General features: G+C 52.8%; 11 protein-coding genes and 1 other RNA gene. 7 read left to right on the top strand and 5 right to left on the bottom strand.

The features are described from left to right. Positions 1–4: 4 nt before the first annotated feature. Together Q0Y46_RS03005 and Q0Y46_RS03000 are read right to left on the bottom strand one after the other, a co-directional pair. Entirely contained in the window at positions 5–6463 is a 6459-nt protein-coding gene (locus tag Q0Y46_RS03005) for a glycoside hydrolase family 9 protein (RefSeq protein WP_297944715.1), read from the bottom strand. Positions 6464–6768: 305 nt separating this feature from the next. Further along, positions 6769–13350, bottom strand: a complete 6582-nt coding sequence (locus tag Q0Y46_RS03000) for a glycoside hydrolase family 9 protein (protein WP_295681704.1) — start codon at positions 13348–13350, stop codon at positions 6769–6771. A 136-nt stretch (positions 13351–13486) separates the two neighbouring features. Here Q0Y46_RS03000 and Q0Y46_RS02995 point away from each other — a divergent pair, with 136 nt between their 5' ends. Continuing rightward, positions 13487–14677: a hypothetical protein gene (locus tag Q0Y46_RS02995; RefSeq protein ID WP_297944711.1), complete on the top strand. Its 1191-nt coding sequence runs from the start codon at positions 13487–13489 to the stop codon at positions 14675–14677. A 201-nt stretch (positions 14678–14878) separates the two neighbouring features. Here Q0Y46_RS02995 and Q0Y46_RS02990 read toward each other — a convergent pair whose 3' ends face one another. Then, entirely contained in the window at positions 14879–16330 is a 1452-nt protein-coding gene (locus Q0Y46_RS02990) for a glycoside hydrolase family 11 protein (protein ID WP_297944708.1), read from the bottom strand. A 278-nt stretch (positions 16331–16608) separates the two neighbouring features. After that, positions 16609–17208, bottom strand: a complete 600-nt coding sequence (locus Q0Y46_RS02985; protein WP_295681712.1) for a hypothetical protein — start codon at positions 17206–17208, stop codon at positions 16609–16611. Between the two features lie 286 nt (positions 17209–17494). Here Q0Y46_RS02985 and Q0Y46_RS02980 point away from each other — a divergent pair, with 286 nt between their 5' ends. Genes Q0Y46_RS02980 through Q0Y46_RS02970 form a run of 3 tightly spaced genes read left to right on the top strand, consistent with a single transcriptional unit; the run spans position 17495 to position 20366 of the window. Next, complete coding sequence (locus tag Q0Y46_RS02980) at positions 17495–19132, top strand: fumarate hydratase (RefSeq protein WP_295681715.1); 1638 nt, start codon at positions 17495–17497, stop codon at positions 19130–19132. Between the two features lie 9 nt (positions 19133–19141). Continuing rightward, positions 19142–19786, top strand: a complete 645-nt coding sequence (locus Q0Y46_RS02975; RefSeq protein ID WP_295681718.1) for an ABC transporter permease — start codon at positions 19142–19144, stop codon at positions 19784–19786. A gap of 40 nt (positions 19787–19826) precedes the next feature. Continuing rightward, the gene (locus tag Q0Y46_RS02970) at positions 19827–20366 is read left to right on the top strand and encodes a hypothetical protein (RefSeq protein WP_297944704.1); all 540 of its coding nucleotides are present in this window, start codon (positions 19827–19829) and stop codon (positions 20364–20366) included. A 64-nt stretch (positions 20367–20430) separates the two neighbouring features. Here the strand turns inward: Q0Y46_RS02970 and rnpB are convergent. Beyond that, positions 20431–20811: RNase P RNA component class A (gene rnpB, locus Q0Y46_RS02965), an RNA gene on the bottom strand. Positions 20812–20875: 64 nt separating this feature from the next. Here rnpB and Q0Y46_RS02960 point away from each other — a divergent pair. From Q0Y46_RS02960 to Q0Y46_RS02950, 3 genes are all read left to right on the top strand, one after another. Then, the gene (locus tag Q0Y46_RS02960) at positions 20876–22621 is read left to right on the top strand and encodes a hypothetical protein (RefSeq protein ID WP_297944702.1); all 1746 of its coding nucleotides are present in this window, start codon (positions 20876–20878) and stop codon (positions 22619–22621) included. Positions 22622–22636: 15 nt separating this feature from the next. Then, positions 22637–22963, top strand: a complete 327-nt coding sequence (locus Q0Y46_RS02955; protein WP_295681726.1) for a hypothetical protein — start codon at positions 22637–22639, stop codon at positions 22961–22963. A gap of 124 nt (positions 22964–23087) precedes the next feature. Next, positions 23088–23885, top strand: coding sequence for an FISUMP domain-containing protein (locus Q0Y46_RS02950; RefSeq protein WP_297944699.1), 798 nt, complete (start codon positions 23088–23090; stop codon positions 23883–23885). Positions 23886–24105: the final 220 nt, after the last annotated feature.

The following is a 24105-nucleotide window of genomic DNA, read 5'->3' as shown; positions in this document are numbered from 1 at the left end:
TATACTATTTTACGCGTTTAAATCCGAATGTTTTTGTAGCCTCGTCACTGGTCTTTTCTTTGGCCCCGATTTTGCATTGAATTTCGCCATCTCCTTCGGTATCTTCGGTGCATGTTTGTGTAGCGTTGAAGTCGAACTTGGCGATGTATGCACCCGTGCCGAGGAATTTTCCTTTTTCGGAACGGGGGGCGACCTCGTTGTGTACGAGCCACTCTAAATTCAGGTACAGAGTTCCGTCTTCGGCAATGGCTTCGCGCCAGGCCGGATTTTCCCCGAAGTCTATATTGAATTTCTTTTGGGCGATGTATTGCCCGATATTGTCGTAGATGTGCGCATCGACAGAAAGCTTTATGTCGTAAAGGTATTTTTGTTTATTGCCTCCTGTTTGGGCAGCCGGAACGAAGACCTTGATAAGGAACAGCGGCCCTCCATGAACATATTCTGCGCCAAGGCGCATGCCTATCGTATTGTTGTTCAGATTGACTATAGATTCCGTGTTGTCTGCATTGAGCACCGTGAGGCGGAAAATATCGTTATGCGCAGGTTGCGTTTCGGGTGTGTACAGTGGTATCCCTTTCTTTGTTTGGGCAACCGGCTGTACCATGGCAACCGAGAAGCGCGTTTTTTCGGAAGCATCCCCAATGACCTTTACCCAAGGGTTGTATCGGGTGGGGTAGTTCCCGGCTTTGTCTTTGTAGCGGGATGTTGCGGCGTTTATGTCGAAGCGGATGAAATCGCCTACATTGACACCATCGTCGCTCGATTCGTTATAGAAGAATGTGGCCTTGCTGTCGCCTGGAGTTACATTTTGAGGGGCGGGGTAGACGTCCGCTTTGGATCCGCGTTTGCGTTCAATATAGTGGAGCGTTTCTACGTTGAGGTCTGTTAATGGTTCGGAATAAGTAACCGTAAGAATGCTCATGTCTTTTTTCATTTCTTTTCGTGCCCGGAGAATTATGGGCGGGCATGCGTCAACAACGGGGTAGTCCTTGTCGAAGAATCCACCCTTTGGCCCTAAGCGGGGTGTGATGGAGCCATAGTAGCCGCTTTCGTTCCCGTTCGCACCGGATGTTGTTCCAAGCGGATAACTCATCGATGAGGGAATGTGGATGTTGACAATAGAAATTGTGCCTGTTGATGTCGTAGAATCCTTGATAGTCCAGAAGTCGTCTGTGGGTTTTATAGAACCTTTAGAAGAATCGAATTTCGTGATAAAACTCTTGATGATGGAAGGGCGTCCCCAGTCTACGACAAAACTGTCTAGCATGTCTATCGGGCGTAGGTGTTTCTGGAACCGGATGTAGAGTTCGTCGGGGTAGCCGTCGCCTTCGAGGTCTCTCATTTCGGCAAGTGTTACCGGTACTGGTTTCGGAGTCTCGACAATTGTCACGCTGGGATTGCAACCACCGCCAGGGATAAGGCGGTTCAATGCCTTGTCTGTAATCAGGGCGTTTTGCGCAATCGTTGCCATGCCCTTGACCGGGATGACTTTGCCTTCGGTGTTGCCGACGACGACGTAGAGCCAACTGAGTCCGTCGTTTGCCGTGGTTGGCTTGGTTACAAGCGTGATTGTTCCTGGGGCTCCATCGGTTGCGATGGGGAATGTCGTCTCGTCGGTGAGGATGACCGGTTCGGAGAAGGCCACCATGAGGGTGTCTTGTTCCGATTCGTGGTTCGGATTTTCGAGGAGTGTCACACTCATGAGTGTCGGCGGAATCCCGTCGGTTACTTTGATGCTTTGATGGGTCGCCGTGCCGTTGTTCGAAATGACTATAGTCGCTTTGCCCGATGGAGAGGGCGTGACGGGCACCCCTATGCCTGTGAGGGGGAGAATGACTTCGTCGTGTCCTAGATAGTCTATGTTGTCTAGAGCGACATTTACTGTATCGGGCATTCCGTCCAAGAACAGCCGGATAGAATCAAGGCTGTAATCTTCGTTGAAGGCGTTGCTGAATTTGATGCTCAACTGGTCTGTAACGCCGTCGCAGTCGGTGTCTTGTGCTAGCACCGTTTGTGGGGCCGGGTCGTGGCTTTCGGCGAAGAACATTTGCTTGGATATGTCTTCTTCGTCATCGGGGTCAATGTAGATGACTTGGATTGTGTCTCCCGGGAAGAATGAAATTTCATCTTTCCCGTGCGATTCCTTTGATTTGCTAACGGCAGAAATCAAGTTTGCGCTATGGAAATTCCCGGGGGTACTTGGGTCGGGCTGCAATTCGACCACGAGCGTGTCGGATTTTTTGGAATTGATGACCAATACGGTGAGGGGCTCGGTATATTTGGCCTTGTCTAAGTCCCTGACAAAGATGTTGAACTGCGTGGAACCTGGGGTTGCCGGGCTTACGATGGGGTTTCCGTCCTTGTCTTTTATTGTGAGCGCCGACGGAGTCAGATTCCCTCGCGTAAAGTGAACGTAGTAGTTGCGGTTTTCGAATGCGCATCCGCCATTTTCCTGGCATTCTTCGCAAGAGGGGTCTGGCCCTGCAAATACGGTGATGTCCACCTTGTTGCTGCCTACGCCCATCTTCACAGGAATCTTGAGATCCCACAGGCCGGTGGCAAGGTTGTACTGGGCGACGACCGATGTGCCCTTGTCGTCGAAAATGAGCTTTTCGTTGCCAAAGATGGTCGACGTTCCCGTTACAAGTTGACCGTTTGCCCATATTTTCGTGATATAGCCGCCTTCGGTGATGTGGGCGTGCCCTGTTACGTAAACGGTGCTGCTTGTTTGATCGAGTTCGATATAGGAACCGTTCGAGACGTTGAAAGGCGGATCCAAGGTGATGTCGAGCTTGTAATCGGCACGTTTTGTGTTCATCTCGGATTTGGAAGGGCTGAAACCCCACACGAATTCGTCTTTGCGATATACGGAAACATAGGGATTGACGGGGGCTGCGTCGAAATCGACGTCTCCGACGTTTTTATCTTCGCAGGGCATGCCGGGGTAATCGATATCTTCGGCATTGTCCGTGGAATGGGGCATCCAGCTCCAATCGCCCGGATTTTTGTCTATTGTTTCTGTGGCTTGGATATTGGTTACCCAGTGCCAAGTGTTTCCAGAGCGGCAGTACAATCTCTTGTTCTGGGGCGGAGTATCAAGCGGGTCGTCTTGCCCTGGGGAACGGATTCTAGCGACGAACAAGACATCGATACGGAACCGGCTGGAACTTTTGATGACGGTGGAGCCAAGGGGAATGGGATAGTACCATTGCCACGTTTTGCTTTCGGCGTCGTAAGTGTCCTCGATTTTTACAGGGCGCACATGGCGGAACCCTTCATTGAGTACGGCGAGAGTGGATGCGTCGCACGCTTTGTTGAATCCGGCCTCGTCGTAGGCTTGGCAAATGTCGGTACGGATGGCCACGTCGTCGTAGAGGTCGTCGTCGCCGCGCATGTACATGCGTATGGTGAGGCTGTCAAATGCTCTGGATTCGTTGTTGACGATGTTTATGTTGATAGCCGGTTTCTTGTCCCATTCGTACTGGAGCGTTTTCACGCTGAAATTGTACTGCGTGACCGGCGTCGTGAATTTTAGAGGCGTATTGGTTTCGCTGTTTGTGTTGACTTGTTTCCCGTTGCTTTCGACCATGTAGTAGTAGGTGGTCTTTTCCTTGAGCCCGCCGATTTTTACGTAATGGAAATTAGTGGGGATGCCAGAAACATCGGCATTGCCGTTCCCGGTGTTGTATGCGTATTCCGAGGCGTTGTTATGTGGTGCCACGTCCCAATAGACTTTGGATTCGTATTCGCCATTCGGGGTGTACCACATGATTTCGGCGCTGTCGGCACTGACATTGCAGACCGTTATGTTCTGTATGTCGGCTGCTTCGAGCATGTTGAGCGTTGTAAAGCTGTAGGGCGTTTTTGTGCTGTCCACCATGTATTTGTCTTTGCTGTTTGTCGGCTTGTAGGCATTGTACCCTTTTACATAGAAGTTGTACAAGGTTCCCGGAGTCAGGTTTTTCAAGACGATTTGGTGGAAAACTCCCGCACTGGCCGAAGAGGCTTTTTCTGTAAAGGAGTTGTCTTCTTTACTGTACATGATATCGACTGTCCCGCGTTGGCTCAGCTTGACGACGACTATGGCGGAATCTACGCTCACGTGGCGAATTTCCACGCTGATGTCCGGTGCGATAGTCTTGTCAATTTTTTTGGAAGCAAGGCTTACTGCGCTTAGGAACGATGCCGTGGCATCGATGCAGATTTCGGACATCTGGTAATATTCCCAGCTCAAGTTATCGGGGAGTCCCAAGACTCCGTCGCCTAAGTCTCCGCCAAGTGGAGGGGCGGCTCCGTAAAGGCCTCCTACGGGCGGCTTGTACTTGTAGGGGGTGCCTCCTGGTACATTTTTACCTTCGGGGTTTGCTGCGCGGTGGTGCGGGTGGGCGTCGTTCTTGTCGCCGATACCCATGACAAAAGATACGTCCCAAGGATTGACTCCGAGCAGGTAGTTCAACTGGTTGATGGCGAACTGTTTTGCTTCGGCGGCTTTCCAGTCTGGTGTTCCCATAATCGGGAGAGAAATCCCTTTTTTCTCGATGTCCGAGGTGATGTCTGCATAAGCGAGTATATCGAAGATGTTTCCGGCAAGGTAGCGGTTGTAAATCCAGTTCTGGTCGGTCAATGTCATGAACCAGAGGTTGTCATAAGTGATCTGGCTTTGTTTCCATATATTTGGCACTGTCGGGAATATAAGTGTTTCGGGAATGCCGATGTATTTGCTCATGTCGCTAATATTTGCAATCATGTTAGCGATGCAGTCCTCTATGGCGTTTAACCATTCCTCTTCGGTGAGGCCGTATTCCTTCAAAGCTTTGTCCTTGTCGCTAAGGATGAGTTTATATAGTGCATAAAGAGCATGGGAATAGGTGTTTGCCCAGCTTGTGTTCGTTACGTTCTTGAAAAATCCCTTGTCACTGGTGACGAACCAGCCACCTTGGAAAAAACAGGGGCCGTCGCCGAATTGCTGCCCGTCGAACATGTCTCGGGTGCGTATCATGTCGTCGGCATATTCCTTTTTCCCGGTCGCGTAGAGGAGCGCCACGGAGGCGAGGGCAATGTCGTCGATATAACTCTGGTTCCCTTGGTAGGCGGGGGATGAAATTGCCAGCAGACCGTTGTGGACGAAGGGTTTCCCACCGTCGTAGGTGTTTTTGCCTTGGATGAGTGACTTTGCGAAGTCGTACATTTTTTCGGCGACCATCAAGCAACTGTCTGCAAATTTAGGGTCGTATTCGGCGTACATCTTGCTGAGCATGGCGAGGCCTGCAGCGGTTTCGCCACCGACATTCGCACCGATTTCGCCTTGACGGACTGGCCTTGAACCGGGGCCCCCGCGGTCGGTTGCCGCGGTGGAGCCGTCAACGGGAATGTTGTCCTGGTCTTCAGGGCGCCCCCACCAGGCATGGTCTGTACCGCTGTTCCCTATCGAAAGGGCCATGTCGTCGATGACTCCCTTTGCGCGGACGAAGGAACGGAGGACAAAGTCGGCGCCGTGTTTGGCCTCTCTGAGGATGTCCGGAATGCCGTCTTTGTTAATTGTTTCTTTATGGTTGTAGTCGTAATGGTCTTCGTCGGCATTGGGGTTGGTCGCGGCAATCAAGGCGGTGACCATAAAGGCGTACATTTGCGTCTGGGATTCTTTCAGGTGGTCTCCACAATCGTAATACCCGCCTTGCAGAGTTCCGGCTTGGCTCGCATCGAAAGGGGATCTCACGTCTATGGGCCCTTGGACGAGGGGGCCGCCGCCATCTTTGGTATGGCTAGCCTCGTGAAACCAGGATTCGCTGTTTCCGCTGCGGTTGATTCCGTAGAACTTGAGCGAGGCATCCCTAACCATGGAATAAACGCGTTCGCTGACAATGAACGTGCTCGAAATATTTTTCCCGACTTTGATGCGCAAGCGAGTGTCCGTAGGGACTCCTTGGGGAATGTTTCCTATCATCAAGTTGCCCGAGGGGCCTGTTGCTGTGACGGAATAACGCCACTGGTCGCCAGTTGCGGCATTTGTCCCTGCGTTGATATGCCATTTCGAAGATGTTTTTTGCCCAGAAGCGACCAAGGTTCCCGTGATGGCCGGAGAGAATGATTTGCCGTCGATGTCGACGATTTCAAAAGAAGTTTCGTCGCCTACATAGTAAAATTGCCGTTCTGGGTCGCTTTCCAAATATCCCGACTGGTTCACGCGAATGGGGGAAATTTGGACATTCATGGCATCTCGATATGCCTGGTTCACTGTATCGATAATGAATGCGTTCGGCTTGTAAGTGTCTGGGGTGCGCTCCTTGGGGACCATGTTTTTTTTGGAGGTGACCGTTGTATCAAAATTATCGAAAACGGATTCGTCCCATGTGAGAGGCCAAACGGGCCTTATTAAATCGTATGGTGTCGGCTGTTCTTGCCCTGCCGCAAGTAAAGCAGTGGCCGCAAACAGAAACGATGTAATCGATGATCTGATAATCACGATGCCTCCTTATACCAAGAACAAGGGCCTTGCGGCTCCCTTGAACAAGTTTACCCCTAATCACCTATAAACTATGTTTAAAAAAGGAGGGGAGAAAGCGCCGGTATCATAAACTGTTCCCTGTCTGTTCCCTATATTCAAAGTTGCAAAAACAGAAAATTCAAATCACTCTTTTTTGTCAAAAGATTTTTTGAAAAAATCGCATGTAAGAAAATTGTAGACTTGAGGATGGAATTGGACGAGATGTACAAAAAAAAGAAAAGGGCCCATTGGAGCCCTTTCTTTATGAAAATTTTTGATAGCGCTTATTTCTTCGGCTCGCGACGGAACCCGAACGAAATGGTCCCGGTCTCGTTCTTCTTCTTGGCCGATGTCTTGTCGCCATCATCCGGCTGCTTTGCCTTGTAGGCACCCTTCGCCGTGATGTCGTAGCGGGCGATATAGGCACCCGTGCCAATTTTCTTGCCCTTGTTGCTTGCCGGAGAACCGTCGATCGAGCACCATTCCAAGTACATGGTCATTGTGCTGTTTGCGCTGATGTATTCCTTCAAATCGTTAAGGTCGAAGTTGTACGTTACCTTGTTGACGAATGCGCCCAGATTGGTGAATAAGTCGATTTCCAGATTGATCTTGTATTCACGCTTTGCCTCTCCAGAAATGGTGTTTTCGAGGACTTGCGGCAATGTAAGGTCTATCTGGAATACAGGGCCACCGTGGACATAATTGTTGATCGGGAGCGACGAAACGGAATGGAGCTTGCTGTTGCCTTCGGCAATGATGATTTCGGCATCGCTCTTGTTCTTGACAGAGAGCCTGAACGACTGGTCTTTGGTTAGGACTGCCCCGTTGTAGGCGAATTCCTTTTTGCCTGTGACGAGATGTTCCGGCATGGACACCTTGATCTTCACGTTGCTCACGACACCGACCACCGGAACCCAGGGTGTTTCTTCGCCGGCGAACAGGCCTGCGGCATCCTTGTAGAAGCTCATGCTGTTTTCTGGTACGAGCCTTACGTAGTCACCGATGTGGACTGTTGTCGTCTGGTTGTCGTCATCGTTGTAGTAGTAGATGAACGTTGTCGAGTTCGGCTGGTGCTCGATTCGGTTGAGGTGAACCTTTTCGATGTAGACTCCCGCCTTGTCGTCGCGTTTCCTTTCGATGAGGTAGGGTTGTTCTGGCATAGTGTCCAGCGGTTCAGACATGGTGAGTGTCAACAGGTCTGTCTGGCCGTCTTCCTTCATGTCGATACCCTTCCAAGAAGCCTTCAAGATGATGGGCGGGCACTTGTCGGAGAGCGGAGCCGTGTTGTCGTCGAAGAATCCGCCCAGCGGGCCTTGTCTCGGGAGAATCAAACCGTTTCCGTTGCGGCTGCCGTAGGTCGCATTCTTGAATGTTCCTTCGGGGACCTGGATGCGGATGATGGAGTACTGGCTTTGTACCTGTTCCTTGACTTCGGTTGTCGCCGGGATAAAGGTGGAGTCGATCGTCGTCTTACAGGTGCTCATGTCTTGCACGGTCTTTTGACCGATAGACTGGATTTCCTTATGCGTGACCGTTTCGCCAGTCGTGGAGTCGATGGTCTCGACCGTCTTGTAGATTGTATCCGGGACGTTGACTGTTTCGCAGAAGGACTTTTCCTTTGTAGACCAAGTACCCTTGGAGGAATCGGGGTCGACTACGTAGGATGTCTTTTCGACGATGTCGCCCAGCAACGTATCGAGCGCCCATCCACCTTGCGGCTTGGCGAATGCCTTGTAGATGTCGGGATTGCCCCAGTAGACGTCGATGGTGTCGAACATGTCTTTTTCGCGGAGAACCTTGGCGAACTCGATATAAATTTCGTCGGGCTGTCCGTCTCCGGTGACGTCGGTAATCGAGGCGTAACGGGCCGGTACCGGGCGGACCGATTCCACGATGGTGGCAGGGCCGTTACAGGTAGAAAGTGCGTTGCCGATTTGGTCAGTGACGTTGAAACCGGACGCTATTTCGGCCTTGAAACCTTGTTTGATAAATTTGCCTTCGTTGTTGCCTTCGATGACATATTGCCAGCTCTTGCCGTTATCTGTCGTCGTGGCTCCGCGAACAACGATGGTCTCTTGCGGAATCTCGGCGGCACCGTCTGTGATGCGGAATGGCCAGACTGTTTTAGAGGCCAGGTTGACCGGTTCGGAGAAAATAACCTTGAGCGTATCCTGCGTGTACATGTGGTTTTCGTTTTCCAGGATGGTCACGCTCGTAAGCATCGGTGCGACTCCGTCGGTAATCTGGATGTCGGATGTCTTGACGGAACCCGTTTCGGTCATGTAGATGGTAACCTTTCCGCTCGGGTCAGCAATGGCAGGGAGTGCATCGCCTAGAGAGATCTGGACTTCGTCGCCGATAACGGCTGCCGTGGGCTTGGCTGTGAACGTGCTGGCGGCTTGGTCGTCTAAGGTGATGACAACGCTGTCCAGCTTGACCTTGTCGTTGTCGAACTTGCTTCCGGTGAAGGTCATGTTGATGACATCAGCGGCGGAATTGCAGTCCGTGTCAACCAGCTGCGCAAGCAGCGGAATCGGGGTCGTTGGCTTTGCATAGAAGTATTGTGCCGTGGAGTCTTCATCGTCTCCGGCGTCAATGTAGATGACCGTGACGGTGTCTCCGCCCAGCAAGGCGACATTCGGGATGCTCGCTTCTTCTTGCTTTATAGCGGAGAGCCAATCGCTTTCGAAATAGCCGAGCGCTTCGTTTGTCCTTTTCAATGTGATGCTCGAGGATTCGCCGGTTCTGGAGTTGTGCAACGAGACGCTCACGGTGGAGTTCTTCGCGTTGTCCTTGTCGCTTACGATAATCTTGAACTTCAACGGGTTGTCGGTCACCGGGCTGGTGACGGAGCTTCCGTCTTCGCGGACGAGCTGGAGCTTGCCTGCGGTGCGGTCGCCCTTGCTGAACTGGACGTAGTAGGTGCGGTTGTTGAACGCACAGCCACCGTTCTCCTGGCATTCCTGGCATTCCGGGTTCGGGCCGGCGAACACGGTGATGTCTACCTTGTTCGTTCCGATGGTCAGCTTCACCGGGATGTCGAGGTCGTACTTGCCCGTTTCGTAGTTATATATGGCCGCATTCTTCAACTGCTCCGGAGTGAGTGCCACGCCGTTGACCCAGATGTCGGTCACGTAGCCGCTTTCGGTGATGAGCGCCGTACCGCGGACGTGCATCGTGCTGGTGGAGGAGTCGATCTTGATGTAGGATCCGTTGGATACGTTGAACGGCGGGTTGTAGGCGACCGTCATCTTGTAGTCGGCCTTCTTCGTCACCATTTCCTGGTAAGACGGGCTGAAGCCGGAGATGAATTCATCCTTGCGGTAAACAACGATGTAGGGGTTGACCGGCGCTTGTTCATAATCGCCCTGGTTCTTGTCCCAGACCGGGACGCCGTCATAGTCGGCTCCGTCTTCGTCACGCTTGTGGGGCGACCAGGACCAGTCCCCGGAAGTAGCAGAAAGGCGCTTCTTGGCTGGGGTACGGAGCGTTTCGCAAATTCCGTTCTGGTAGATACCCGACGAGACGCCGATGTCGATACGCATACGCGAAGACGACTTGATCGTGGTACCGCCAAGCGGAATAGGAATGTACCAGTCGTATGTTCCTGTCGCGGGGTCGTAGGTGTCTTCTAGCTTGACGGGGACTGCGTGTCTCAGGTAGTAGCGCAGGGAGTCATCAACGCTCTGCCCGTTCTTGTTGACGCAGGGTCTGTTGAAACCGGCTTCGTCGTAAGCTTGGCAGATATCTTCGTCGACGAGCAGCGGGCAGGTGCCCGGTAGGTTGTTCTCGCCCGGTACAGCCTCGATTTCTTCGGGCCTTGCGGTGACGTAGAAGCGCAGTGTCAGGTCGCTGAAGGGTTTGTCTTCGTTGTTGACGAGGTTCAAGTTCAAGAAGTCCAAGCCAGTGAATTCGTACTGGTAAACGCTCACGTCGAAGTTGTAGCGCCGTACCGGAGTCGTAAACTTGAGGGGCTGGTTCTTGTCGTTGTTGCACCTGCGGACTCCGTTGCTTTCGACACAATAATAATATGTGGTCTTTTCTTCGAGCCCGCCAATCTTTACATAGTGGAAACTTGTCGGGATGCCGGAAACGTCGGCGTTTGTATCGCCGGTATTCCACTGCATCTTGTCGTAGGTGGTCTGCACGGTATCCCAGTACATCTTGGACTCGTACTGGCCGTTCGGGGTGTACCACATGATTTCGGCGCTATCGGCGGTAAGGTTACAGACCTTCACGTGCTGGATATCGGCCGGGCCCGGTTGGCTTACGAGTGTGGTGAACGAGAACGGGGTGCTGGTGCTATCCACGAGCCACTTGGTGGCGTAAGCTTCGCTGCGTGCGTTGATGGCGACGACCTTGAAGTAGTAGGTGGTGCCGTTCTTGAGGCCTGTCATGTGAATGTCGTGCGCTACGCCGGGGACGGAATCCTTGACGGCGACATTGAACGGGCCCGTCTCGTTGGTGCTGTAAAGAATCATGGCAGGGCCACGGACATCCTGCGAAATTTTCACGATGGCCGAATCGTAGCCCACGTAGCGGATTTCCACGTTAATCTTGGACGGTGCGCGGTTGCGGTCTTCTTCCTTGATGGCCGTTGTCGCTGCGGCGAGGAACATTGCCGTACCGTCGATACAGGTTTCAGACTTGAAGTAGTCTTCCCAGCTGAATGTACTCGGTATCCATTCGTTGTTGCCCTCGGGCGGAACACCACCAAAGATAGCGCCGGTCGGCGGGTTGTACTTGTAGCCAGCACCGGGCATGTTCTTGCCTTCGGGGTTGGCGGCACGGTGGTGCGGGTGGTTATCGCTCTTGTCGCCCACGCCAATCAAGAAGGAAATATCCCACGGGTTCACACCGAAGAGGTAGTTGAGCTGGTTGATGCCGAGTTGCTTCATCTTGGCGGAATTCCAGTTCTGCACGCCCTTCTGAGGCAGCCTGACGCCTTCCAAGTCTTTGGTCACGTCGGCATAGGCGAACACGTCAAAAATGTTGCCCGCTTGGTAGCGGTTGTAGATCCAGGCCATCTGGGTTTGCATTTGGAACCAAAGGTCGCTTGCAGAAACGGTTCGGGTACCATCGCTCGGGTGCGGGATAGTGATGGCGGTAGAGCCCGTTCCCGATCGGGCGGACACGTTGTTTGCCAACATGTATGCCACGTTTTCGGCGTACCAGAGCCTATCGTCCTTGCTGATGCCGAAACTGGCGGCTGTTGCCTCGTCCCTGAGCAGGAGTTTGTAGAATGCGTAGAGGGCGTAAGTCTGGACGTTGGCCCAGTCCGTGTTACTGGACTTGCGCATGCCGTCGCGGGAACCGGCGAACCAACCGCCGCGGAAGAATCCCACGCCGGGTTCCTGTTCAACGCCAATGGTCTTGTCTTCGACGGCGTCGTTCAAGTACTTCATGCCGGAATCCGGATAGGTGCCGAAATGGAGGGCAATGGCGGCGACGCTGATGTCGTCGAGGTAGGAGTTGCTGCCGCTATAGGCCGGGGTTCCCCAGTCGCCCTTGTACTTGTTGTTGGCGTAAGTCTTGCGGCCGAGGGCGAGGTCTTTTGCAAATTCATAGAGCTTTGTGGCGAGCATCTTACAGGAATCCGCGAACGCCTTGTCGTAGGTGGCGTACTCGCGGCCAAGGATAGCGAGACCTGCGGCAATTTCACTTGAAACGTTTGCGTTGAGTTCGCCCAGGCGCACGTCACGTTCGTGCGGGCCGCCGCGGCGAGCGAGCGTGGTCGGGAGTGCGTCCTGGTTTTCCGGGCGGCCCCACCAGCTGTGGTCGGCACCGAAGTTACCGATAGAAACGGGCATGTTGTCGATGACTCCGTTTGCGGCGCGGTAGGCCCTCAGGAAGAAATCCGCCCCGTGCTTCGCTTCGCGCAGAATGTCGGGGATACCGTCTGTGTTGATGGTTTCGCCATGGTTGTAAGCGTAATGGTCGTCGTCACGGTCTGGGTTGCCGCCTGCGACAACGGCCAAGACCATGAATGCGTAAGCTTGCGTATAGGATTCCTTCAGGTGGTCACCGCAGTCGTACCAACCGCCCTGCAGGTCGCCTTCCTTGAAGGATACACCGCCGGCAACGGCTCCGCCGATGTCGTTCACGACCGGGCCACCGCCGTCTTTGGTATGGCTCGGCTTGTGGAACCAAGATTCCGAGTTGCCGCTGCGGTTGACGCCGTAGAACTTGATCAAGGCGTCGCGCACCATGGAATAAACACGCGGGCTGATGATGAATGTAGAAGAAAGCTGTTTGAGAACCTTGATGCGGTAGCGGGTTTCCAGGGAAAGGTTGCCAGCCAACTGGACGATGTGGCCTATACAGACTGTACCGGAGGGAGCGTTGGCTGTGGCTGAATAGCGGCCTTTTTTTTCGGTTGCGGCGTCTGTGCCCGCCTTGATTTCCCAGTGTGCCGATGTCTTGAGCCCAGATGACTTGAATGTTCCGCCGGTAGCGACTTCGTTTCCGTTAAGATCGACGATAGAGAATGTTTCGGAGCATGAACCGTCAGAAACATAGTAGAATTGCATTTCCGGATCGTCGGGGAGGTAACCGGCCTGGTTTACGCGGATACGCCCGATGCGGAGGTTCTGCGCGTCACGGAAAGCCTGGTTCAGGGTGTCTGGAATAAAACCGTTGGCGACGAAGTCCTGCGGCATGGAGCCGACTGGGGGGACCGTGTTGTGTTTTTCCTTGTCGGGTACGTATTTGCTGAAGCTTTCGACTGTGCCACCTTCGTCAGTTGCAGCCGTGTCCCACTTCATTGGCCAGATGGGCCGGATGAGGTCGTAGGGAGTCGGCTGTTCCTGTTCCGCTGCCGCAGCGAATACTACAAAAGCAAAAATACATACAATAAAAAACGGCATAAAGCCTCCTAAACTGGGTTTTCCCAATACCATAGTTTCCTATTCCCCTAGAAAATAGACAATTTAATCACGTTTTGTTGTCACGTAATCTTTTTTTATGCTGAATATGCACTTCCTTTTATATATTTTTGTAATCATGATTCGTTTGAATAGACTTTTTGTTCCTGCTGTGGCGGGTGCTTTTGCGCTTGTGCCCTTTTTTTCCAGTTGTAGCACCTCGTCGTCGTCTGGTACTGACGATGACGATTCGGTGGTCAGTTTTGAAAACGGCCAGAACCTGCTAGGTTCATCGTCTTCTGGAGAAGCGTCCGATGGCCAGGGTGGCGATAACGGAACCCCGGATAAAGATAAGCCGGGGGACGATAAGCCCTCTGATTCCGGGACGTCATCTTCTTCTCCGTCGGGCGATGATAACAAGCCTACGCCGCAGTCGGCTGCAAATGCAGACTGGATGCCGGCATCTTCTGCTGCGACAGAAACTGTCAGCTCCGAAGAAGTCCTTGCCGAAGCCAAAAAGGTGGTGAACGGCTCCTGTGCTCCGATGACTACCGAAATAGAAAAGGGCGGAATGGCCACTTGGGCGTTCTATCGCCAGAATGGTGACGTGTTCGATCAAATCATGTCCCCGTTTGTATGGACTTTCGACGATGGAAAGGTCTTGAAGGGCAACGGAATGGACAAGGTGAACAAGACCTACGAAACGTCTGGTGTCTACAAGGCATCTTTGAATGTCGATGGCAACGATATTGAATGTGATCCTCTGCGTGTGCAGGGTATTCCTATTACGGTGACCTCCTGCAAGGCGGCGAAGAATTCTGTCAATGCAGGCGAAACCATTACCTGGACCGTGGTCGCCGAATCCGAAGCGGAAATTACCGGGTACTCCTGGAAGTCGAGCGATGCAGAGGTCTCGGGTAGCGGGACTTCGGCGACGATGGTGGCTACCGGCGAAATGCACAAGAAGAACGTGAGCGCGACGGTCTCGGTGACCAACAGCGACAAGACGGTTTTTGACTATACTTGCGAATCGGTGTCCGTTGTGGATCCGGAACAGGTCGACGTGGTCATTCCGTACTCGGTTCAGGACGACACCAAGGCCTTTACCGGCGGGCAGACTTTAGTGGCCCAGTATCCTCCCAATGCGGTTAACTGCCAGATGGTTTGCGGTGCCCAAGGCGATGGCGTCATTCTGGAAATCGACGGCGAGGAACATAAGATTAACTGGTCCGCGAATATTACACCTAAGAGTTGTAAGGACGGTTCTGCTGCCGGAACGAAAATTACCGTGAAGGCTTCGATGCAGGTCTCTTGCTACGTAACGTACTAATTCCCCTTGGGGGCGCCTCTAAGGAGGCCTTGAATTAAATTAGAAAGGTCCTGCGTTAAACTCGCAGGCCTTTCTTGTATCTATGCTTTAGGTTTGCTGTTGTGTTGAAAATCTTCTAAATAGTAAGCCTTTGCAAAAAGAAAGGCATCCCGGTTGCCCGGGATGCCAACTTTATAAGGAGTAGTCAGTATAAAGAATCGTTTAGTGTGCGACCTTGACGGTAACCGTCTTGGCGCCACTTCTCAGCATGTAGATGCCGCCTTTGCCAAACTTGGCGAAGAGGGCGTCGCTGAGGCTCGTTCCGGCGTTGGCTTGGATGGTGCCCAGGTAACGTCCGGTAGAGTTGAATACCTTGTAGGTCTTGGAGGTGTTGACAGCCTTGATTTCGCTGGGGAGGGCTGCAAAGCCACCATTGTCGGCCGGAGTGATGACCGGATTCGTTGTAACAGGGGTCGTTGTGGCCGGAGTGTCAGAACCTTGGTTGGCGCCTGTATTTGTTCCACCCCAGTCAAAATTGCTGAAGTCGGAGTTGCCGCCTTGGCCAGCACCTTGACCGGCACCTTGGCCACCGCCAAAGTTAAATCCGCCCATGCCGCCGCCCTGACCGAAGGAACTCCAGTCAAAGTTGCTCATGTCGAAGCCGCCCATGCCGCCTTGGCCACCGCCTTGGCCGCCACCCTGACCGAAGGAACTCCAGTCAAAGTTGCCCATGTCGAAGCCTCCCATGCCCTGGCCAGCGCCCTGGCCAGCGCCTTGGCCAGCACCCTGACCGGCACCTTGGCCAGCACCCTGACCGGCACCAGCGTCGCCGCTTGTGCTGCTCTGTGCGGATTCGCCGCCGCCAACCGGGCTTGCTTCGCCATTGTCGCTCATGTTGAAGTAGGTGTAGTCCACAGAACCCGTAGCGCCGCCACCGGCTTCGGTCATGAGCATCACTTCGGTCACGTTACCGAACTTGAGCTGAGCGGAGGCGCCGCCCTTGGAACCGCGGAGTTGCTGGTTCTGACCTGTGAAGAGTTCGTCCCATTTCTTGAAGTGGGCAGAAATGTCGATGTGGCCGCATTGACGCGGCGTTTCGCGAATGCTGAAGAACTGCACGAACGTAGAGGTTCCCGACTTGGAGGGTTCCTGCTGACGGAGGAATGCGTGGATGGTGTACTTGGCGCCGTCCACGGTGATTTCGCCGAACTTTTCGCCGACATACTGTTCGCTCGGCTTGCTGTACCAGTCATCCACGATGTAGTATTCGGTTTCGGGGTTCTTTGTCCAGCCATACACGCCGATGTAGCCGTAAGAGGCGTTACCCGTCTTAGTGTACTTGTAGTCGACCGTGAAATGCTTTGTTGTGTGGCTAATGCCGTTTCCGTTGTACTGGTAGCCCACACGAGTCAGGTAGTCGTTCGAACCGCTCCAGTTGGCCTTGAACGTACCGTTGTTGTAATAGGTCATGGTTGCGTTGCCACCCTGATACCACTGCTCGAAGCCCCAAGGTGTGCCGCTGATGCCTCCGACTTTGTTGCCGCTCACGTTGGTTCCGTTCCCCGGATGTCCCATATCTTCGTTACAGGCGTCTACGGCAAATGCGTTGCTTGTTGCCAATCCGAATGCGAGTACCGCACCGAATTTTACAGCTTTAGAGAGATACTTTTCCATTTTGCCTCCTCATATGGAAATAGGTATAATTGTCTAATATGTGAAATTAATCACACGTTTATAACCATTATTATATAGGGGGCGTTTTTTGTTGTTAAAAAAAACAACGTATTTCCGTTGAGTGAAAAACAACATTGCGAATGTGCTCTAAAAACCGCAATTTGCGGTTTTTTGCATAGTTTTCAAAATGTGTAAAAAAAACGACAACAAAAAAACGACAACATAAAAAAAGGCGTCCGGCTGGTGCCGGACGCCGAGAAAGTCGATTGCTTTAGGAATTAGTCCTTGCCGGTGAAGATAATCACGAGCACGGAGGCCACGAACGCGGCAGACACAATCAGGAATTCCCACGGGTTTTCCATGATGGTGGTCTTGGCAGAGCCCATGCTGCTGCCTTCAAGAGCCTTCTGTTCTTCGGCTTCCTTGGCGGCCTTTTCTTGGGCGGCCTTCTTGTCGGCTTCGGCCTGGGCGAGAGCAGCGCTGTCAACTGCGGGTTCTTCGGCCTTGGCTTCGAGAACTTCGGCAGCGGCGGTGTCCTTGGCCGGTTCTTCGGCTACAGCGGCTTCGGCCGGAGCGGCGGAATCAGCAGGAGCGGCTTCGGCGGTAGCTTCGGCGGCAGGTGCAGCAGAGTCGGCAGGAGCAGCTGCTTCGGCAGCAGGAGCTTCGGCGGCGGGGGCTGCTTCAGCAGCGGGTGCGGCGGCTTCGGCAGCAGGGGCTGCTTCGGCAGGAGCGGCTGCTTCAGCCTTGGGTGCTTCGGCGGCGGGTGCAGCGGCAGGAGCTGCTGCGGGTGCGGCTGCGGGAGCGGCAGCAGGGGCTGCGGCTTCGGCAGCGAAGACCATTGCGGATGCAACCAAGGTTGCCAACAGAATCTTCTTCATAGTGATATTCCTCTCTGGGGTTAAAAACTTTTATGCTCAAAAAATAACACTTCTATAAGCGGATAGTCCGAAAAAAGTTAAAAAAAGTTAAAAAAATCCGTCTATTTGACCTTTCATCGGCTTTTTTGGCAAAAAAGGTCCCTCTGTCGGGCGCGACCGCTCCATCTAGTCAGGGATTTTTTCGATGAAGGACGTGGTTCGATTGGCTCACCAACTTAGACGAAAGATTTATCTTTGAAGAAAAATTCAACCACCAACCACTAACCACCAACCACTAACCACTACTATGGCATTCAAATACGAAGCGACCGTGCAGCACGGCGAAGACAAGACTGAATACGTGAACCTCGGCAAAGAAGGTATTTCTGTTGCCGAATTCGAAGGCAAGAAAATTTTGAAGGTCGCCCCCGAGGCGCTCACCAAGATTGCCCAGGCGGCATTCGAGGAAGTGAGCTTCAGGCTCCGCCCGGCCCACACGCAGAAGGTTGCGAAGATTCTCCAGGACCCCGAAGCGAGCGATAACGACAAATTTGTCGCCCTCACGCTTTTGAAGAACGCCTGCGTGGCCGCCAAGGGTATTCTCCCGTTCTGCCAGGATACCGGCACTGCCATCTGTATTTGCCACAAGGGCCAGCAGGTCTGGACCGGCGCAGATGATGCGAAGGCCATTTCTGAAGGTATCTACAACGCTTACACCGGCAAGAACCTGCGCTACAGTCAGATTGCTCCTTTGACCATGTACGAAGAGAAGAACACGGCATGCAACCTCCCGGCCCAGATCGACATCCACGCCGAAGAAGGCGCCGACCTCAAGTTCCTGTTCGTCGCCAAGGGCGGTGGTTCTGCTAACAAGACTTACTACTGGCCCATGACCAAGGCGCTCCTCAACCCGAAGTCCCTTGAAAAGTTCATCAGCGACAAGGTGAAGACGCTCGGTACTGCGGCCTGCCCGCCGTACCACCTGGCCATCGTGATTGGCGGTACTTCTGCCGAAATGAACACCCACACCGTGAAGCTTGCGAGCTGCGGCTACCTCGACGACCTTCCGACCACGGGTTCCGAAGGCGGCCGTATGTTCCGCGACGTGGAGATGGAAGAGAAGGTTTTGCACATCTGCCAGAAGACGGGCATCGGCGCCCAGTTCGGCGGTAAGTACTTCGTGCACGACGTGCGCGTGATTCGCTGCCCGCGCCATGCGGCTAGCTGCCCGGTTTCCATCGGCGTGAGCTGCTCCGCCGACCGCAACATCAAGGCGAAGATTGACGAGAACGGCCTCTGGCTCGAGAAGATGGAACACAATCCGGAACAGTACCTGCCGAAGGGCGACGCCGTGAACATGGCTCCGGCTGTGGAAATCGATCTCGACCGCCCGATGAAGGACGTGCTCGCCGAACTCACCAAGTACCCGGTCAAGACCCGCCTGAACCTCAAGGGCACGATGATTGTGGCCCGCGACATGGCTCACGCCAAGATTGCTGAAATCTTCGACAAGCAGGAAAAGGGCGAAACTCTTACCGATATCGAGAAGACCGTTCTCGAAGTCGTGTCGAACCACCCGATTTACTACGCCGGCCCGGCCAAGACGCCGGAAGGCATGCCCACCGGAAGCTTCGGCCCGACGACTGCTGGCCGTATGGACCCGTACGTGATGCGCTTCCAGAGCAAGGGCGCCTCGATGATCATGGTCGCTAAGGGCAACCGCAGCCAGGACGTGACCGACGCCTGCCACAAGTACGGCGGCTTCTACCTCGGCTCTATCGGTGGCCCGGCTGCTATCCTCGCCGAGCAGAACATCCTGAGCAACGACATCGTCGCCTTCCCGGAACTCGGCATGGAAGCCATCCGCAAGATCACGATCAAGGACTTCCCGGCGTTCATCCTCGTGGACGACAAGGGCAACGATTTCTTCAAGGACTTGCTGTAATCCTGCGATATGCTCCATGTGTTTCGTCACGAGATACGCCTGATATTTAGGGAACCCCGGTTCTGGATTCCCTTTATCATCCCTCCGGTCATTCTGGCCGCATCGCAGGGAATCGCGGTGTCTCGTTACGGCGGACAAATCATGGAGGGCATGGAAGGTTACATGATGCTCCTGCTAGGGTGCATCATGGCCCCGATGGGGGCGCCTTTGGCTGCCGACAGTTTTGCGGGGGAACGTGAGCGCGGTTCGCTGGAATTGCTGCAACTGTCGCCGGTCGCTCCCGCGAAAATTTTTTGGGGCAAGCTATTGGCGGTCATTCCGTTCCCGGTGGCGTTTTCTCTGCTGGTGCAGATCGCCTACTGGTTTGCCCATCCCGCAGTTTCTACCACGGAGGCTGTCGCCTCCATCTTTGGGGCAATCTCGGCAGTGCTCATAACGAGTGCTTTTTCGCTGGTGCTTTCGCTGCGGGTCAAAACGGTGCGCGCGGCAGCACACCTTTCCCTGTTCGTGGTGGTCCCGCTGCTGTTGCTGGTCCAGTTGGGACATGATGTTTTTTTGCAGGGGTTGCTAATTCCGGTGGTCGTCCTTGCCCTGTCTGTGTTGCTCTGCGCTTTTGTCGCTTTCGTAAGTTCGCGAAAGTTTGTAAGTTTATAAGTAAAAATCAAAACAAATAAACTCCAAAAAAGAGGGACTCATGAAAAGAATAATGGTTGCGTTGGCTTCGTTGGCGATGGTTCTGGCTTTTTCGGCCTGTGATGGGTCGGCTTCGACTACGAGTGGCTCCGGAGACACTTCGGATAATTCCGGAACGACTTCGACATCTTCCAAAGGAAGTTTCCCTTCGAATGGCGACCCCGACTTTTATTGCACGGTGAGCAAGGGCGAAGGCTGGGTTCAGCTTAAGGTAAATATTCCGAACTACAAGGGCCGTGTAAAAAAGCTCAGCTATGATTCTTCGACGGATAAGGGATCGCAGTATTCCGAGGTGTCATACTACGGGCTGACTTCTGCCGAGAAGAAGGAAATGTGCCTGGAATATGACAAGGATGCCAAGAACGATAAGGACCTGAATATTTCTGATTATTACTGCGGTAACGGGGTCTTCTATATGCTTACGTCTGTCGAGAACGCCTCCCTTTATATGGAGGAGTTTACCATGGCTGAGGATGATTTTGAAGAAGATTGCAAAAGATATGAAAGGGAATGGGAAGATGGCGAATACGATGATTTGTAATGAAGGATGTAAGTAAAAATTCTTGTCCCATTATGGAGAATGCCCCCGCTTTTGGCGGGGGCATTCGTGTAGGGTAGCTATAAGCCGGGTTCTGTACCTTCGGAAGAAGGCGATGACCATCTCTCTGGGTCAGTCGTTACCGACCGCCTCAAGCGACCTACCCGGATATCCAGCAGCTGCGGGCCGCAGCCGGTCCTTGCGGACGGATTCCTGCTTGGTCTTGCACCGGATGAGGTTTACCATGCCACCCCTGTCACCAGGAATGCGGTGAGCTCTTACCTCGCCATTTCACCCTTACCGGACACAGGCCGAAACCTATGCCAGGCGGTTTGCTTTCTGTTGCACTGTCTGTCGCGTTACCGCGCCTGGACGTTATCCAGCATCCTGCCCTGCGGTGCCCGGACTTTCCTCCAGCATTGCTGCCGGCGGCCATCCGCTACCCAGCGCAAATATAGGTTTTTTGACACGCATCTCCAAGGCTCGTATTTTTCTATATTGGCAAGGTCATTATGTCTAAACTGCTAGCCTGCATTGTCATTTTTGTTTCCCTTTGTGCCGCTTCCGATTTTTCGGAGGATTCCACCGCGCTTTTCCGCGTAGATTCCATCCGCTACGATATCGGTGACGCCTTCGATGATTCCAAGAGCCATACGAAGTACGACAAGTGGGCCTACGATATCTTGAACTGGTGGCATATCGAGACGCGCGAAATGACCGTGCGCAAGTTGCTCCTGTTCGACGAAGGTGATTCCGTGAACTTGGATTACCTCCTGGAATCGGAACGTTTTTTGCGGAGCCAGATTTTCTTGAGCGATGCGAACATCACGATGTCGCAGGAAGACGGCAAGAATATCGCGACGGTACACACGAGCGACAACTGGACGCTGACGCCTACCATCGGCGGCAGCTTCTCGGGCAAGGAGTGGACTTACGACAACTTGAATTACATCGTCGGCATCCGCGAGAGTAACTTCTTGGGATTCGGCCAGCAGCTGGGTTTCTATTACGGGCACAACGAGTACCGCGATATGTGGCAGGTGGAGTACGGCGACCCGCATTTCTTGATTCGCTACAACCGCCTGGACTTTTTGTATAGCTACAACAGCGATGGCTACATGGCCTACTGGAAAATGTACCGGCCGTTCCTCAGCAGGAGCGTGAACCAGTGGGCGTACACGCTCGAGGGGCTGAAGAACAAGCGCGTCGCCTATTTCTACGGGAGCGGGGAACTGCCGCCCAATACGGTGGCTTTCGATACGACGGGACGGAAAATCAAGTCCCTGGAAACCTACAACGGCAATGACCCCGATGACCCCGTCAAGCTCCTTAAGGTAGAAGACTTTATTGACGACTCGCTGAGCTTCCGCTTGAGCCGTTCGTTTGGCGGTACCCAGCGCAAGTTCTACCTCGGCGCGACCTACGATTACCAGAGATTCACGGCGGAGTACGGCAGCGTGAGCCGCTATCCGTTTGTTGACGGGGACGAAATCTATATCATCGATTCCCTGGCAGCCAGGAATGAGTGGGTGCCGGAACGCAAGGATTCCCGCCTGGGTGTGTACCTGAAGTACGCGAACCTGCATTACGAGAAGATCAAGAACTTCCGCAACGTGAAGTGGACCGAGGACATCAACAAGGGCGCCGTGCTGGAGGCCCACGTTTCTAAGAATTACGAGCAGTTGGGCTCCGCAGACAACGACATCCGCCTGGATTTCTTGACGAACTTGTATTTGGGCCGCGACTGGAACCACCTGAACCTGGCGACGGTGATGAATTTCTATTTGGACCACGGCCACCGCCGCGACTTTTACGGGGCGCTTGCGGGGGAATACATTTTCCACCCGAACAATACGTTCTCCACGGTGCTGAAGGGCAAGGCTGATTTTTACCGGGATGCCCGCTATGGCTACCAGCTGTCGCTGGGCGGCGTAGACGGAGGCTTTGCCGGGTTCCATGCGGGGTACTACGCAGGGCAGGCCCGCGTGTTCGGCAACTTGGAACAGCGCTACTTCACGGATTTCGAAATCGCGACGCTCATGCCCGTGCTGGTCGTGTTCGGCAGTGTCGGCGAAACGGCGTGGGAGTTCAAGGACATCAACAGGAAAGACTTGATTTATGTGCTGGGCTTTGGCGCGCGTTTCGTGCAAACAAAGTCCATCAGCCACCTGGTCAACAAGTTTGACGTGAGCTTCCCGCAGAACGGGGTAGGCAAGGGCGAACCGCACTACTCCATAACGGTAACGAAGGAACTGTAAAAAAGGCGAGGCGAAATGACGAACGAAGAGAAAATCGAGCTCAAGAGAAAGTGGAAGAACATCTTCCTGCGCATCGAAATTATCATCGGTGTTATCGCCGTGATATTTGGTATTGGGTTGACCGTGATGGTGTGGAAGGAAGGCTACTTTATCGGGGCTCTGATGCTTGTGGTGACTGGAATCATCAGCATCTTCCTCGGGTTCAAGGAACTCGTCGTGCCAAGCGACAACATTTTCCATTGGCAATCGTTGTTCTTCATGATCGTGCGCCGCGCGTTCTTCTTCTTGAACGTCGTGCTCACCGCGCTCGTGTTCGGCACCATGACGCAGCTGCTAGGATAGTGCAGATAACGTTTTTTTTTTGCTGAAGATAAAGCCTGCGAGAATCTGCGGGATTGAAAGTTTGCCTTAAATTCGCTTTTTACGCCAATTTGACAATTTTGTTCTTTAATGTTAGATTTAAAGAATGCTTATGGACGTTTCATTCAAAAATTTACTCTTTGCTTTTGCCTTGCTTTTGTTTGCTGGGTGTATTTTCGATGATGACGAAGAAGGGGAAAAGTGGAATGCGGAGGCCGTGTGCCCTGCGGAGGGAACGAATGCCTATGGCATGCCTAACCGTGGAACATTCGCTGATGAAAGAGATGGACAAGTTTATAGGTACACGACCATCGGAAATCAGGTGTGGATGGCGGAAAATCTGAGGTACGATGCACCGTACAGCACATGTTGTACAGATGAACGTCTTGTGAACCAATATTGCACTACTATTGATCTTAGCTGTGAGACAGAATCTTGTTGCCGTGAGAGTATGTGTCAGTTGTTTGGTAGGTATTATTCTATAATAGAAAATGGTAAAGAAATGGGAACAATAGATGGGACTCTAGCAGATACTATTTGTCCTAAAGGGTGGCATATACCTACGAGAGAAGAATGGGAAGAATTGGAAAAAGCAATGAAAGTTGATGGAGAAAACGGACATGACGTGGCGAATAGGATGAAACATTCGGATTCTGTCTACTTTTTGATGTCGAGTAATCCTGAGTATTATCCTAATGTTATGCTAGCTGGCTCAGATGATTGTTCAATGGCAGTGATGTCTTCTGGGTATTTGTATGGAGAAAAAAAAGCAGATGAAATTGGAGCTTCATTTTTGAGTTCATCGCAGGAAAGTGTAAATTTTTTATCGACATATCGAGTTGGACAGGCGACTGGTTTTTGGATACAACATTATAGGGATCCCGTTCGCTGTGTAATGGATTAATTGCAAATTAATATTGATTCTTTTACAAATAAAGAAATTTTTTACAAATTAATATTTGACAAAAATCCTACATTTTGCTAAGATAACATTGACATGGTTTCGCATTGTAAGGTGCATGACTTTGGGCTTTAGAGTATTCTGCTCTTATTTTTTTGTTCTGAATCTACCTTATTCAATATCTGCGAGACTAAGTCGACATTTTTGGTAAGTGCAGACGATG

Origin of the sequence: uncultured Fibrobacter sp., assembly GCF_947305105.1 — a bacterium.
GTDB lineage: Bacteria > Fibrobacterota > Fibrobacteria > Fibrobacterales > Fibrobacteraceae > Fibrobacter.
This window is presented reverse-complemented; position numbering and strand designations above follow the sequence as displayed.